Source organism: Allotabrizicola aquatica (SeqCode), assembly GCF_965194375.1.
Lineage (GTDB): Bacteria > Pseudomonadota > Alphaproteobacteria > Rhodobacterales > Rhodobacteraceae > Tabrizicola_A > Tabrizicola_A aquatica.
Window position 1 is genome coordinate 510929 of record NZ_CBDAEL010000002.1, and the last position, 14254, is coordinate 525182.

Here is a 14254-nt window from a genome sequence, read left to right on the forward strand (position 1 = left end):
TACCCCGCTGATGTCTGCAAACACTTCGTCGAAGTGCCCGCGCCATTTCTTGCGCCTGTACGTTCCAGTCCCCCGCTTTTACGGAAGTTTAGCAGCCAACACCGGACCGAACCGGTGCCACCAGTACCGCGCATTTTCATGGCCGATCCTGATCCCGCCCTTCTGCAGCAGATCTTCGACATATCGACGCGACAGTGGGGGCCGAGTTTAGCTCTTCGCAGCCAAGCGGAGGGCTCTGAGCGCGTCTAGACGCCGTGGAAAGCGGGACGATTCACCTTCCTGTACGGTCAACGAGGGGCAAAAGCCGCCTCAAGCGACAGTCCCATGACACCGCCCTCTGGGGGTCCAAAAGCAAGCTTCGACTGATATCTCTTAACTTCCCAGAAGGCAGGCAAGAAGCACAATCGCCGCGCCGGTCCATTGCATCAGGGTCATCGTCTCTTCCGGCAGCAGGAGTGTGGCGCTGATGGTTGCAACCAGTGCCTCTGACATCATCAGGATCGCAACGCGGCCGGGAAAGAGCACCCGGCTCGCCCAGAAAATCACCATGATGCTGGGCAAAAGGAGCATCGCAGAGCCGACGAACGCCAAAGGCAGGACCTCTAGCAATTGCGCAGGCGCTGGAGCAGTTCCAGGGAACAAGGCCTGTGCAAAGATAGATCCGGCAAGAACCGCAAACAGGAACTGATAAAACGACGTTACCAACAAGTTTTCGCTTGGCCACCGCTTCATGCCCGCAGCCCCAAAGGCCCATAGAACTCCAGATGTCAGGGCCAGCACATCGCCAAAGCCAAAGGCAGAGTCCGCAGCGCCAGACGCACCGACAATCAAGAGAAACAGGCCGAAAAGCCCCGCAATGACCGTCGCCACGCGGCGCAAATCAATCTGCTCCGACAGCCAGAGCACACCAATGATTGTCGACCAGACCGCAGTCAGGTAAAATTCCATCGTCACCCTGATCACCGGTGCAATGACCATGGCAGTGGAATAAGCCCCCATGGCCACGCCGGTCATTGCGCCGATAAAGAGGGCTGGGCCAGGTCTTGCCCACAGGTTAACCCCTTTCCACATCAGAAGCGGCAGCAGGACTAACAGCGGACAGAAGTTGAAGAAGACAACGCCCCAAGTCCCCTCGATCCCGAGGCGGTTCATCTCGCGCAGGGGCAGCCAGTACAGGCCCCAAACCGAAGCGCCAAGGACAAGCAAAAGCGCGGCGCGTCTTTGACGTTGGGCTTCAACCACGGGAGGCACTGCTCCAATCTTGCGGGGCATAGACATCGCCAATCGTCGCCTTCACGCCGTTGTACCAGTCAATCACGCTGCCCATCGTTTGCCCACCGCGCAGATAGGCTTCGACAATCTCATGCAAGCGCGCTTTCCCGAAGGAAGGGTAATGGCCGCCATGGAACACCTCGGCGTCCAGATCGCGCAAGCGCTCCAAGGTCAGCTGATACGTTGCGGGATCCGAGTGATACAGCCCATCCAGAAGGTCCCCATCGTAGACAGCATCACCAGAAAAGACAGTCCGCGATTTTGGGTCCCACAGCGCAATGGAGCCCGGCGAATGGCCCGGCACATGCAAGACATGATAGGCCACATCACCAAGATCCAGCACATCGCCTTCGTCCAGATAGCCGGTCAGTGGGGCAGGTGTGATAGCCCAGGTCTCAGGCTGAAAATCGGGGTGGACCTTCGGGTTCACGATTTCAATCCTGGCCCAATCGCCAGAATAGACGGCCGCACTGGGCGTCGGGTCGGCAAAGATATGCGCCTCGGCCCTGTGGCCAAGGCGGCAGTCGAATTCATGCAGGCTGCCCATATGGTCGAAATGGCAGTGGGTGCAGATCGCCTTGAGCGGCCGGTTGCTGTCATTCAGCACCCAGTTCTTCAGCGGCCCAAGTCCCATGCCGGTGTCAATCACCAGATCGCAGTCGCGGCCGCGCACATGCCAGATATTGCAGCGCATGAAGTTCGCGACACCCGTTTCCTGGATCAACGAGATGCGGTCAGAAAGGCGGAGTGTGGTGAAGGGCATGACCTACCACTCCGCGCCGGCGTTGATCTGGATATCGACATTGGTCAGTCCAGGGGCTGCTTCTGAACAGAAGAAATCGACCGTCGCGGCGACTTCTTCTGGCTGCACGATGCGCCCCTGCGGGTTTGATGCCGCAATAACTGCCCGCGCCGCGTCGCGCGTGATGCCCTGCGCTGTCGCGATACGCTCAAATGCAGTTTCCATCATTGGCGTTTCCACCCAGGTCGGGCTGACCGCGATGCAGGAGATGCCGAATGGCGCACCCTCGACCGCTGTGGCCTTGGAGAGGCCAATCAATCCGGCCTTCGATGCACAATAGGCCGCATAGCCGCGTTCGCCCTTGCTTCCAGCCGTGGAGGCGATGTTGGCGATCCGGCCCCAGCCCGCCCCGATCATATAGGGCATGACCGCGCGGGTCATTCGGAAGGCCCCAGACAGGTTGATTTCAATCTGATCATCCCAGGCCTTATCTGAGTGGTCGTGCAGGAAGGCCTCATGATAGATCCCGGCGGCGTTGACCAGAATGGTCGGCGGGCCCAAGGCATCGCGTACAGATGCGACAAAGCCGTCAACCGAAACCCGTTCGGCCACATCCAGCGCGGCCAGCATGACGCTGTCCCCGACGACGCGGTGGACTTCGGCCTTGACGGCGGCATCGCCCGCGCGCCTTGCGCCGATGGCAACACGGTGCCCGCGCGCAACCAACACCTTCGCGCAGGCAAGGCCAATGCCGGTCGTGCCACCGGTGACGATCGCAATCCGGGCGGTCATGGATGTTTACCGCGCATGGGTCATGGCCGTTTCGATCACAGTCTTCACCTCTTCAAGGCTAAAACGCCGCGGGGTGGTGCCAGCCGCCGTGTCGGTCATCGCTTTGGCCGCGATGCTGTCGATCCGGTCTGCCGTGACACCAATCTCAGCCAAAGAACGGGGGATTTCACAGTGGTCCAGAAGTCGGCTGACCGCCGCGTAGAAGGTTTCAAAGTCGTTCTCCGCCAACCCCATCGCCTGACACATCGGCGCAACCTTCGGTCCGATCGCAGGGGCGTTGAAGCGCAGGACCGCAGGCAACAGCACGGCATTTGTCAGCCCGTGCTGCGTGTCAAACTCGGCCCCGACCATGTGGCTGATGGCGTGGACCATGCCCAAACCCTTCAGGAATGCCACGCCCGCAAGGCAAGAGCCGATCTGCATCGCGCCCCGCGCCGGGATCGAGGCCGGGCTTTCAAGCGCCAAAGGAAGCGCGCGATAAATCATCCCCAAAGCCTGCAAGGCGACGCCATCGCACATTGGATGAAAGCTGGGGACAACATAGGCCTCAATGGCATGGGTCAGCGCATCGCAGCCGGTCCATGCTGTCAGGTTGTGGGGCAGACCAATGGTCAGTTCGGGGTCGAGAAGGGCCGCAAACGGCTTTTGCGCTGGATGCCAGACGCAGCCTTTGATGCCCTGCCGAGTGTCGGTGATCATCGCGGTGCTATCAGTTTCTGCCCCCGTGCCCGAGGTGGTGGGCACACACAGCAGTGGCACGAAATCGGCTTTGCAGAGCTCAGCCGGCGGGGTCAGATTATAGTCGAAATCCCACAAGTTGCGCGGGCTGTTCAACACAACGCTGATCGCCTTGCCCGCATCCATTCCTGACCCCCCGCCAAGCGCGATGATGCTGTCGTGGCCGCCAGCGAAAAAGGCAGCCTTGCCCGCGACCACCTCAACGTCTGTCGGATTTGGCGAGACATCAGAAAAGGTTCCGTGCCCCAAACCTGCCAAAGCCAAGTGCCCGCGCAGCGTGTCTACGAAGGGCAGCCTTGCGGTTGCCCGATCGGCCACGATCATTGGCTTGCGACATCCGGCTGCGGCGCAAAGCGTGCCGACCTCGGCCAGTCGGCCTGGGCCGTACTTGATGGGCACCGGAAAGTCCCAGTTGGCCGCCTGCGTGAACTGGTCATCTGTCATGGGTCTGGCCGTCCTTTGTTCGATCCAAGATCGTCTCGATTCGTGTGGTGCGGAACCAGCGGACACATGCTGGTTCGCCCTATGTCATTCAGCTGGCATGGTCAGGATGATCTTTCCACTGCCGCCCGCACTTTCAAGGAGCCGATGTGCTTCAGCAGCCTCGACCAACGGGAACCGGTCCTGAACGCGGACAAAGACCTTGCCTTCAGCAAGCCAGTCCATCGCCTTTTGCAAAATCGCCGCCTGACGGATCAGGTGAGATCTTAACCCCTTCCACATTGGGGTCAGCATCATCACGTTGTGGATTGTCAGGTTGCCATTGTAGGCTGTGCCATCGGGCAGATCGCCCGGCGTGCCCATCAGGGTGACGATATGGCCATAAGGTTGCAGCACCCTGAGACTGTTCAGAAACCCGTCGCCCCCGATGTTGTCTAGGACCACTCGGACGCCATCGCCACCGCTCCAATCCATCACGGCGGCGCAGAAATCCTCATCCTTGTAGCGGATGACAAGTTCAGCCCCAGCGGCCAAGGACAACTCGGCCTTCTGTGCAGAACTGACCGTGGTGGCCACGCGTGCGCCCATAGCGCGGGCGATCTGGGTCGCCATCTGCCCTGTGCCGCCCGCCCCGGCATGGATCAATACCAGATCTCCCTGACCGACCGCTGCGCGTTCCACCATCGCTTCCCATCCGGTGATGAAGACAAGCGCGATGGCGGCGGCGTCCTCAAGGGCGACACTGTCGGGAACCCGGACAAGGCAGTCGACCGGCACGACAGCATGAAGGGCATAGGTGCCAGCAGCGCCACCGACCCCACCGTGGCAGAAACAAACCCGGTCCCCCGGTGCGAACCCCGTGGCAGCTCGGCCGACGGCCTGAACGATGCCCGCGCCGTCATGACCCAGCACACAGCCTTCCGCAGCGCCGATGTAGGGCCCCAGACTGCGAAAGAACGTATCCGCTGGATTCACGCCGGCCGCGACAAGCCGCACCAGAACCTCCGCGCCTTCCGGGTCCCAAGCCAAGTCCACCGGGAGATACTCCAGCACGTCAGGTCCGCCGGCCGCGCGCATGACGATGGCATGGGTCGTGAAAGTCATCCCTATCTCCCCTAATGGACCTAGCTTTGTAGATACCCGGTTAGCACATTGGTCACATTCTGCCCCAAGGGCTCGATCGCATAGCCGCCTTCCATCACGAAGAGCGTTGGCAGCCCCAGCCCCGCAATGACCTGCCCCAGCCGCAAGTAATCGGGCGTCTGCAGACAGAACCCACCAACCGGGTCACCGTCAAAGGTATCAACGCCCAGCGACAGGACCAGCACATCCGGCGCATAGGCCCGGACGCGGGCGGCGGCGGCTTCCAGCGCGGGCAGATAGGTGTCGATGCGGGTACCCGGCGGCAGCGGCAGGTTCAGGTTGAACCCCTCACCCCTGCCCGCACCGGTTTCATGGGCAAAGCCCAGAAGGAAAGGGTATTCCTCTTCTGGCCGCCCATGCAGCGAAATGAACAGCACATCGTCGCGGTCGTAGAAGATGCGCTGCGTGCCGTTGCCGTGGTGGTAATCGATGTCCAAGATCGCGACCCGCGCGGCCCCTTGATCGCGGAACATCTGGGCCGCGATGGCGGCGTTGTTCAGGTAGCAATATCCCCCCGCCAGATCGCCTGAGGCATGGTGGCCGGGCGGGCGGCACAAGGCAAACGCCTCGCGGGCACCCGCCTTTACCTTTCCAGCCGCCGTCAATGTCACATCCAATGCCGAGCGGATTGCCGTCCACGTCCCCGGCACAAAGGGGGAAAAGATGTCGAAGGTATAGGCCGACAGCATCGCGTCGATGTTGTCCATCTGAGGCTTTTGTGCCAAGCCGCGCATCCCAAAAACCCGGGCAAAGACGGCACGGCTGGCGCCATGGCGTTTCTCCCACAGGGGATAGGCCGTTTCCAAGAAGGTCAGGAAATCAGGGTCATGGACGCGCGCGGCCTCAGCGAGACCATGGAGTTTGGGGGCCTCAACATCGCGCAAACCCGCCTCGGAGAGGGCCGCAAGGATAACCTCCATCCGCTCGGGGCATTCGGCCATGGGCACGAACCCCTCGCCCCGCATTTCCAAGGCACCGCCATGACCTTTGTGGGCGTCGGAATAGATGATCTTCATGGGCTTACTCCTTCAAGTTTCGCATCAATGCGCCGCTGCCAAGCCCGACAGTATTGGTCGGCCAGAAGAGCGATGACCGCCATGGCGACACCGGCGAGGAAACCGATGCCGAAGTTACCTTTGGAGAGGCCGATATAGATGATCTGGCCCAGCTCATCCGTGCCGACGAGCGCGGTGATCACCAGCATCGAAATCCCGAACATGATCGCCTGATTGAGGCCCAACATGATGTTGGGCATGGCAAGCGGCAATTTAACGCGCCACAGAATCTGCGACCGGGTCGCTCCCATGCTGGTAGAGGCCTCGATCGCATCCTTCGACACATTCCGCAGCCCGTATTCGGCGTAGCGGATGGGGGCGACGACCGCATAAAGGATGATCGCCAAAAGGGCCGAAAACTCGCCTATCTTGAAGATCATGATCACCGGGATCAGCAGGACAAAGACCGGCATTGTTTGCAGCGTGTCGTTGATCGGGCGGAGGATGCGAGAAAAGCGGTCACTTTCGGCGGCAGCAATGCCAAGTCCGGTGCCGATCAGGAAGGACGCGGCCACAGCCAACGCGCACAGCTGCACCGACAGGACCGCCTTTTCATAGCTGCCCGTGAGCAGCATGAAGGCCATCGCCACCGTTGCCCACAGAGCCAGCCGCGCGCCGCCGGACCGATACCCGAACCAGATCAGCAGCAGGCTTGCCCCCGGCCATGTCAGATTGGTCAGGCCGAAGAACATGATCACGCCGAAACTGGCGATGGCAATGGCCAGGCCACTGCGCCCCCGCCGCAGCGCAAGCCACGCGCCGAAGGCCACCAGAACGGCGTAACCCGCCGCGTGCCAGATCGTGGCCGTAAAGCCCCATGTAAAGGGGCCGACGACATTCAGAAGACCGATCTTCAAGGGCAAAACCAGCGTGAAGATGATGAAATTCTTGATCGAATCCAGAAACGGCTTGGCCCAGAGGACAAAGGCCTCAATCGCTGCATTCAGCGGGGCCGCAGGGTCAAAGGTCCAGGCCTCGGGCCATGTCTTCAACTCCGGCAGGGCCAATGTGGCCAGATAAACCAGAACCGCCGAAGCTATCACCATCAAACCGAACCGGTGACGCCCGACAAAACCTTGCTGGGGCGACATATCCGGCGCGCGGGTGGCCAACCCATAGGTGATGCGGTCCAGCACCATGGCCATCAAGGCAATGACGATGCCCGCAACAAGGCTTTCCCCGAACTCGGCTTTGCGAAGCGTGGACAGGACGCGCCAGCCAATATCCTCGGACCCGCCGATGATGGAGGCCACGATGATCATGTTCAAGGCCGCCATCGTGGTCTGGTTGACGCCCAGAAGGATCTGGCGCAACCCCGCCCGGCAGCGCACCAGAAAGAACAACTGCCCCCTCGTGGCACCGGACATCAGGCCGCTTTCGATGATGTCGGATGGGACCTCGCGCAGACCAACGATGGTGTTCTTCACCATGGGCGGAAACGCAAAAATGATCCCCGCGATCAGGCCCACCACCGGGCCAAAGCCGAAAAGGATCAGGATGGGCAGAAGATAGGCAAAGGCCGGGATGGTCTGCGTGATGTCCATCAAGGGCGTTAGGAACCGCTCAACCCGAGCCGAATGAAACCCCCAGACGCCAAGGCCAAAACCCACCGCGACAGCCAGCGGCACGGATACAGCGACCAATGCCAGCGAGTTCATCGTATCGGGCCAAAGACCCATCAAGAGGATATAGGCCAGAGACCCGGCGGTGAAGGCCGCCAGCGGCCATCCGCCCGCGCGGTGGCCGATCATGACAGCGACGACCATGCCCATTGACCAAGGCAGCCAGCCAAGGAAGCCTGAAAACCATTGCAACGGGTATTCCATCAGCGCCGAGAGCGCGCGGAACACCGGTTTGAAGACAGCGACAAAGCCGTCCATGCCGGTGTTCAGCCAGTCGGTCACCGGCAGGGTCCAGGCAGCAGGAAAGGCTTTCAACTCTGGCAGGCGCGGCTGCAAAAGGGCGAGGATCAGCACGCATGCGAGAACCAGCAACCAGACGAACAGGGTTTGGCGGTCAGCCGCCTGTCCCCTTGACGGATCAGCCATGGGGCACACGCGAAAGGCTTGCCCCCTCAACCCGGCCAAGGGTTTCGACCAAAGAGGCCGCCGTCACTGTGCCAAGGTATGCACCTCCCGGACCCACCACATCCAGACCCGCCGGGCTGGCGGCAAGTCGGGGTAAAAGTCCCTCGATCCGGTCGTCGGGGCCGATTTGCGGCAGGCCGTCGGGGCGGTTCGCCATCGCCACCGCGCATTGATGGGCGCGCAAGATCTTGATCCGGGGAACCTCGCCCGTGAACTGGGCCACATAATCATCGGCCGGGTTCAAGATCAGGTCTTCGGGGGTTCCGATCTGCACGATACGGCCGTCACGCATAATCGCCATACGGTCGGCAATCCGCAGGGCTTCAAGGAAATCATGGGTGATGAACACGATGGACTTCTTCAACACCCGCTGGATGCGCAGGAACTCGTCCTGCATCTGACGCCGGATCAGGGGGTCCAAAGCGCTAAAGGGTTCATCTAAGAACCACAGTTCGGGCTCCACCGCCAAGGACCGCGCAATGCCCACGCGCTGCTGTTGGCCGCCCGACAATTGGCTCGGATATGAGCCCTCGCGCCCGTTAAGCCCCACCAGATCAATCACATGGGCCGCACGATCGCGCTGCTGGACGGCTGTTAAACCCTGCAGGCGCAGCGGGAACGAGATGTTTTCAAGCACAGTCAGATGCGGCAAGAGACCGAAGTTCTGGAACACCATTCCCATTTTGTGGCGCCGGATCTCGATCAACTCGTGATCCGATGCCGCCAATAGATCTTTCCCGTCCAGCAAGACCTGCCCGTGGTCCGGCTCGATCAACCGCGACAGACAGCGCACGACAGTGGATTTGCCAGACCCAGACAAGCCCATGATGACAAACGTCTCGCCGACATGAACGTCAAAGCCCACATCGATGGCCGCAGGGATATGGCGCTCGGCACGCATCTTTGCGGTCAACGCCTCCGGTGCTGCACCGCCCTCATGGAAAAAACGGCCTGGATCAGGCCCGTAGACTTTCCACAGATTTCGACACGAGAGTTTGACAGAGCCGGGCATGGTCAAATCCTGAATTGCAATAGTGCCCCGGCATGGACCGGGCCGGGCGCCCAGACCGCAAGCGGGTCTGGACGCCCAGATGCAGAAACTACTGGATCCAGGTGGTCCAGACGGCCTCGTTCTTAGCGATCCATTCAGCCGCCAGTTCCTCAGCCGTACGGCCCTTCTGGTCGACCTCAAGGATCATGGCGTTGTGATCGGCATTGTTCAGGGTGAACTTGGCCATCATCGACGCCGCAGCCGGATATTTCGCAGCAAAATCATCGCTGTGGATCTTCTGCGCCTCGGCCTGAGCGAAACCACAGGCGGTTTCCTTGACCTGAGTTTCCTCAACGCATTCGCCTTCGATGGCGTTCCACTCGACGAATTTCAGCTCTTCCTCGGCGAAAATCCAATGCGGTTCCCAGAACATCATCAGGATCGGTTCTTTGGCCGCAATCGCGCTTTTCAACTCGGCAAGCATGGCGCCTTCGCTGCCACCCGGCACCACGTTGAACGGCAAGCCGATAGCTTTGACCACATCAATGTCGCGAGTGCCCCAATCGGCGGGGTAGCCGACCAGACGGCCATTGGGGAAGGTTTCCGCAGTACCGAAGGCCATGGCGCAGTCATAAAGCGCCGTGTAGCTCGGCAGGCCGGGGCAAAGCTCTTCCATATAGGGCGGATAGATCCAGCCTTCGCGCGGTTCAAGTCCAAGCGGACCAGCGGCGATGATCGCACCTGACGCCAAACCATTGGTATAGGCCTCGGTCACCGAGTTATCCCAGACCTCGGGGTTCAGGTCCAACTCGCCCTGTTCGATGGCAGCCAGCTGCGGCAAGGCGCCTGCGATGACCAGCTCGACGTTGTAACCCATCTTCTTCAAAACCTCGCCTGCGATCTGGGCCGAGAGCACCTGCCCGGTCCATTCGTTTACAGCGATCTTGATCGGATCTGACGATTCGGGGGCCTGAGCTTGGGCGAAAGTGGATGTTCCCAAGGTCAGTGCAACGGCCAGAAGGCCAAGTCTCGTCTTGCGCGTCATCTTTGTCTCCCTGTTGTTTTTTATAGTGTCATTTCCGACAGAAGCTGCGCCCGGAGCGCGTCCCTGTCATTGGCATAGTCTCTCGCAATTTCAGTTCCGCGTTGGCGGCTTTTCCAAGCCTCATCGGCCAAGATTGGCGCGTCTTCTGCCGCCGGCAACAGTTTTCCACGGATGATGTCGGCCGCGCGTTCGGCCAGCATGATCGTCGGTCCGTTCAGATCGCCCGCAGTCGCCTGCGGCATAACGGAAGCATCCACGACCCGCAGGTTCGCGACCCCAATCACGCGGCAGTCAGGATCCACCACGGCCAGCGGATCAGTGCCCATCCGGCACGTGCCGCAGGGATGGTAGGCACTTTCGACCTTGCGGCGGATGAAATCATCCAAGGCGTCGTCAGACTGTGCCTGCGCCCCGGGTGCAAGTTCGTCGCCCACATATTGCGCCATCGGCGCTTGGGCGAAAATCTCGCGGCTCAGCCGGATGCAGGCGCGCATTTCCTGCCAATCCTCGGCATGGGTCATATAGTTGAACTGCACACGCGGCAGGCTTCGCGCATCCGCATCGCGCAAGCGGACCCAGCCTCGGCTTTTCGACCGTTTCGTGCCGACATGAACCTGGAACCCGTGGCCACTTGCCAGGGATTTGCCGTCATAAGAAATCGCCAAAGGCAGAAAATGGAACTGGATGTCGGGATAGACCAAGCCCGCCCGGCTGCGGATATGGCCGCCGGTCTCGAAATGATTGGTTGCCCCCAGACCCTTTCGCGTCGTCAGCCATTTCACCCCAATCGCGGCCTTGCCCATGAGGGACATTGAGGGGAACAGGGACACGGGCTTTGTGCAGGCGTATTGGACGTAGAGTTCCAGATGATCCATCAGGTTTTCACCCACCCCTGCATGGGGGTGAAGGACAGGAATGCCATGGTCAGCCAGTTCCTGCGCCGGGCCGATGCCTGATCGTTTCAGGATCAAAGGTGACATGATGGACCCGGCGGACAGGATCACCTCACGCCGCGCCCCGACAGTTTCTACCTGGCCATGGCACAGGTATTCGACGCCGACAGCGGTCTTGCCCTCAAAGAGAATGCGCTTGACCATGGCCCCGGTGACAAGCCGCACCTTCGGATTCTTCAGCGCCGGACGCAGGTAAACCCGCGCGGCAGATGCGCGCATGCCATCGCCTACGGTCATCTCCATCGGGCCGAAACCCTCATGCTGGCTCTGGTTCATGTTGGCGCTTCGGGCATAGCCTGCCGCCACCCCAGCATCGACAAAGGCATGGTAAAGCGGGTTGGCCTCAGCCCCCCGCGTGACGTGAAGAGGTCCATCGGTTCCGCGATAGGGCCCGCCTCCTGCGACGCGTTCCATCTTCTGGAAATAGGGCAGGACATTGGCCCAGTGCCAACCTGTGGCACCCTTGGCCTCCCACAGCTCATAATCCATCGGGTTGCCGCGCACATAGCACATGCCGTTGATCGAGGAGGACCCCCCCATCCCCTTGCCGCGCGGCAGGTTGATGCGGCGTCCGTTCAGCCCCGGTTCAGGTTCCGTCACCATCCCCCAGTTGAACCGCTTGGTGTTCATCGGCATGGTCAGGGCTGCGGGCATGGCTACGATGACAGACCGATCACTGCCACCAGCTTCGAGCACCAAAACGCTGACACCTGCGTCTTCGGACAGTCGGCGTGCCAGCACAGACCCTGCCGAACCAGCGCCGATGATCACGTAGTCATAGGTTTCCTGTGCTGCGGTCATCTTTGGCCGCCGTTATTCGATGATGACATAGTATTTCAGCATCGGTTCGGATTGCCGCCAGTATCCCTTGAACCCTTTCGGCACAAAGAACGCGTCCCCCTTAGCGTAGGTTTCGGTGAAACCGTCAGCCTCGAGCGTCACCGAACCTTCCAGCACATACATGAATTCGTCGGCAGCATAGCTGTCGTAAAATTCGGTGTAGGGCTGTGACCGCCAAATTCCGGTGCGATACTTTGGGTGCGCGCGGTCAAAATACACATGGTCTGCACCCATCGGTGTGCCGCTGACAAAAGTCGCGGTTTCTTGTGGCACATCGGGCCGCGCCATCCAGCCTTCTGGGCCTGTGGGCGAAAACTTTATCGGCAGGGTCACACACTTCTCCTGATGTCAACTCGGGCATCGCCAAAAGCGATGCGGATGACCGAGACGTTAAGGGCGACCTTGTTGATTGCCGAATCAATAATAGTAATGAAGGGTAATCTAAAGTTACCCAAGGCCGCAGATTGATGCCAACAAGACTTCCACTGACAGCCCTGCGTGCCTTTGAGGCTGCGGCGCGCTATGGCTCGTTGACAGCGGCCGCAAGCGAACTTGGGGTAACGCGCCCGGCGATCAGTAAACAGATCAAACAGCTAGAGCAGATGCTGAATTGCACGCTGATGAACCGTCTCGGCAATGCGGTTCAACTGACGCCCGCTGGCCAAGACCTTGCCCATGACGTAGCGCTCGCCTTTGGCCAGATCGCGGCCTCGCTTGAACGCCAGTTGCAGGGAAGGACGTTGCCCAACGTCATCCGCATCCTCGTTGATCGCGATTTTGCCTCCTCCTTTCTGGCCGGACATATCGGTCAGTTTCTGCTGCACAATCCCGGCGTGTCGGTTGAGGTTGTGGCTGAAAAGAACGGTAGGATGCGGCTGGACGAGGATTTCAACTTTCGAATCTTTTACGGCCACTTCGGGGCAACGCCCTGTCCGGGTCTGCGCGAAAGGGTCCTGTGCCGCTGGTACGATCTGGTCGTCTGCACTCCGGATTATGCGCAGGCTCATGTCAGTGACAGTGGTGCGCTTGTCGATGCTCAGCTGCTGATCGACGGCAACTACAACGTCTGGGACAATTGGTTCGCCCAGACCGGCCTAGCCCATCCTGGCCCGGCCCGCGACGTGACCCATTTCAACGAGACGTCTCTGTGCCTTTCAACCGCACTGACGGGCGGCGGCATCACCATCGGCGACACGATTCTGGCTTTCCCCTCCATCCGCGCTGGCCGACTGGCGTTACCTTTTCGACACGGGCTGGAAAGCGAACAGTGCTATGCACTTTTCGACCGCGCAGGACGATTACACACCTCCGCCGAGACGTCCTTCCTGGAGTGGTTGTCCGATGTTGTCCGCCAACACGAAACAGAGGTCAGCGCCTTTCTGCAGGAAAGTGGCATCGACATTTGTCATGGTCGAAAGGGGATAAATGATGTGGATGTCTTGGACGTGCCGGTCGGTTCATAACGCCGAAACGGATTTCGACCTGCAGCCGTAGCGACCTGGATGGGCTGGGCCATCACGGATCTGACTGCTCTCAATCCCACTTGTGCAGGATCTACCGAAAACACGGCCTTAAGGCCCGCCAAACAAGAGCATTCCGCCCTGTTGGGCGTTCGAAAACCACGAGAAACCAATGGTCGTTTGCGCGCCTTAGGAACAATGGACGCGTCACAGAGTTGGAGCTGAGCTACTCCCCAACTCTTGGACAGCTTTCCGGGTTGTTTAAGCTACTGCCTGCACCTGCTGATCGGTTTCAATGCGGTTAAAGTAGACCACGGCGGGCGGTTGGCCGCCATGGGCAGTGTGAGGGCGTTGGTGGTTGTAGAAGGTGATCCAGCGCCCGATGCCGACCCGTGCCTGCGATCCGGTTTCCCAGGCGTGCAGATAGACGCATTCATACTTCAGGGACCGCCACAGGCGCTCGATGAAGATGTTGTCGATGCAGCGCCCTTTGCCGTCCATAGAGATCCGGGTGCCAACCCGTTTCAGCCTGTCAGTCCAGACGAAGGACGTGAACTGGCTGCCCTGATCCGTGTTCATGATCTCGGGCGGGCCGAACTTATGGATCGCCTCGTTCAAAGCCTCCACGCAGAAGTCGGCTTCCAGCGTGTTGGATATCCGCCAGGCCAGCACCTTGCGGGTATACCAGTCCATGA

At 60.3% G+C, this 14254-nt stretch carries 13 protein-coding genes; 1 reads left to right on the forward strand and 12 read right to left on the reverse strand.

All coding sequences use genetic code 11. The features are described 5' to 3' along the window. Positions 1 to 372: 372 nt before the first annotated feature. The 11 genes from AC72UB_RS05220 to AC72UB_RS05270 form a co-directional block, all read right to left on the reverse strand. Complete coding sequence (locus AC72UB_RS05220; RefSeq protein WP_505188829.1) at positions 373 to 1272, reverse strand: DMT family transporter; 900 nt, start codon at positions 1270 to 1272, stop codon at positions 373 to 375. Further along, positions 1235 to 2035 (reverse strand): MBL fold metallo-hydrolase, encoded by an 801-nt coding sequence (locus tag AC72UB_RS05225; RefSeq protein ID WP_505188830.1) that lies wholly within the window; start codon positions 2033 to 2035, stop codon positions 1235 to 1237. The genes AC72UB_RS05220 and AC72UB_RS05225 overlap by 38 nt, the downstream gene beginning before the upstream one ends. Positions 2036 to 2038: 3 nt before the next feature. Continuing rightward, entirely contained in the window at positions 2039 to 2806 is a 768-nt protein-coding gene (locus AC72UB_RS05230) for an SDR family NAD(P)-dependent oxidoreductase (RefSeq protein ID WP_505188831.1), read from the reverse strand. 6 nt (positions 2807 to 2812) lie between these two features. Then, positions 2813 to 3988 carry an iron-containing alcohol dehydrogenase gene (locus AC72UB_RS05235; protein ID WP_505188832.1) on the reverse strand — a complete coding sequence of 392 codons (1176 nt, stop codon included), beginning with the start codon at positions 3986 to 3988 and terminating at the stop codon, positions 2813 to 2815. 84 nt (positions 3989 to 4072) lie between these two features. Beyond that, positions 4073 to 5089: a zinc-binding dehydrogenase gene (locus AC72UB_RS05240; protein WP_505188833.1), complete on the reverse strand. Its 1017-nt coding sequence runs from the start codon at positions 5087 to 5089 to the stop codon at positions 4073 to 4075. Between the two features lie 20 nt (positions 5090 to 5109). Then, positions 5110 to 6144, reverse strand: coding sequence for a histone deacetylase family protein (locus tag AC72UB_RS05245; RefSeq protein WP_505188834.1), 1035 nt, complete (start codon positions 6142 to 6144; stop codon positions 5110 to 5112). Then, positions 6141 to 8231 carry an ABC transporter permease gene (locus AC72UB_RS05250; protein ID WP_505188835.1) on the reverse strand — a complete coding sequence of 697 codons (2091 nt, stop codon included), beginning with the start codon at positions 8229 to 8231 and terminating at the stop codon, positions 6141 to 6143. The genes AC72UB_RS05245 and AC72UB_RS05250 overlap by 4 nt, the downstream gene beginning before the upstream one ends. Then, on the reverse strand, positions 8224 to 9282 hold the full coding sequence (locus tag AC72UB_RS05255) for a quaternary amine ABC transporter ATP-binding protein (protein ID WP_505188836.1): 1059 nt from the start codon (positions 9280 to 9282) through the stop codon (positions 8224 to 8226). Before AC72UB_RS05255 ends, AC72UB_RS05250 begins: the two co-directional genes overlap by 8 nt. 88 nt (positions 9283 to 9370) lie before the next feature. Beyond that, positions 9371 to 10306: an ABC transporter substrate-binding protein gene (locus AC72UB_RS05260; protein WP_505188837.1), complete on the reverse strand. Its 936-nt coding sequence runs from the start codon at positions 10304 to 10306 to the stop codon at positions 9371 to 9373. A gap of 20 nt (positions 10307 to 10326) precedes the next feature. Beyond that, the gene (gene betA / locus AC72UB_RS05265) at positions 10327 to 12060 is read right to left on the reverse strand and encodes a choline dehydrogenase (protein ID WP_505188838.1); all 1734 of its coding nucleotides are present in this window, start codon (positions 12058 to 12060) and stop codon (positions 10327 to 10329) included. A gap of 12 nt (positions 12061 to 12072) precedes the next feature. Then, complete coding sequence (locus AC72UB_RS05270) at positions 12073 to 12432, reverse strand: cupin domain-containing protein (protein ID WP_463288619.1); 360 nt, start codon at positions 12430 to 12432, stop codon at positions 12073 to 12075. A gap of 134 nt (positions 12433 to 12566) precedes the next feature. Here AC72UB_RS05270 and AC72UB_RS05275 point away from each other — a divergent pair, with 134 nt between their 5' ends. Next, a complete protein-coding gene (locus AC72UB_RS05275) occupies positions 12567 to 13562 on the forward strand; it encodes a LysR family transcriptional regulator (RefSeq protein WP_505188839.1) in 996 nt (331 codons plus the stop codon). Positions 13563 to 13820: 258 nt separating this feature from the next. Here AC72UB_RS05275 and AC72UB_RS05280 read toward each other — a convergent pair. Then, a partial coding sequence (locus AC72UB_RS05280) for a transposase (protein WP_505188840.1) occupies positions 13821 to 14254 on the reverse strand: 434 nt, incomplete at its 5' end.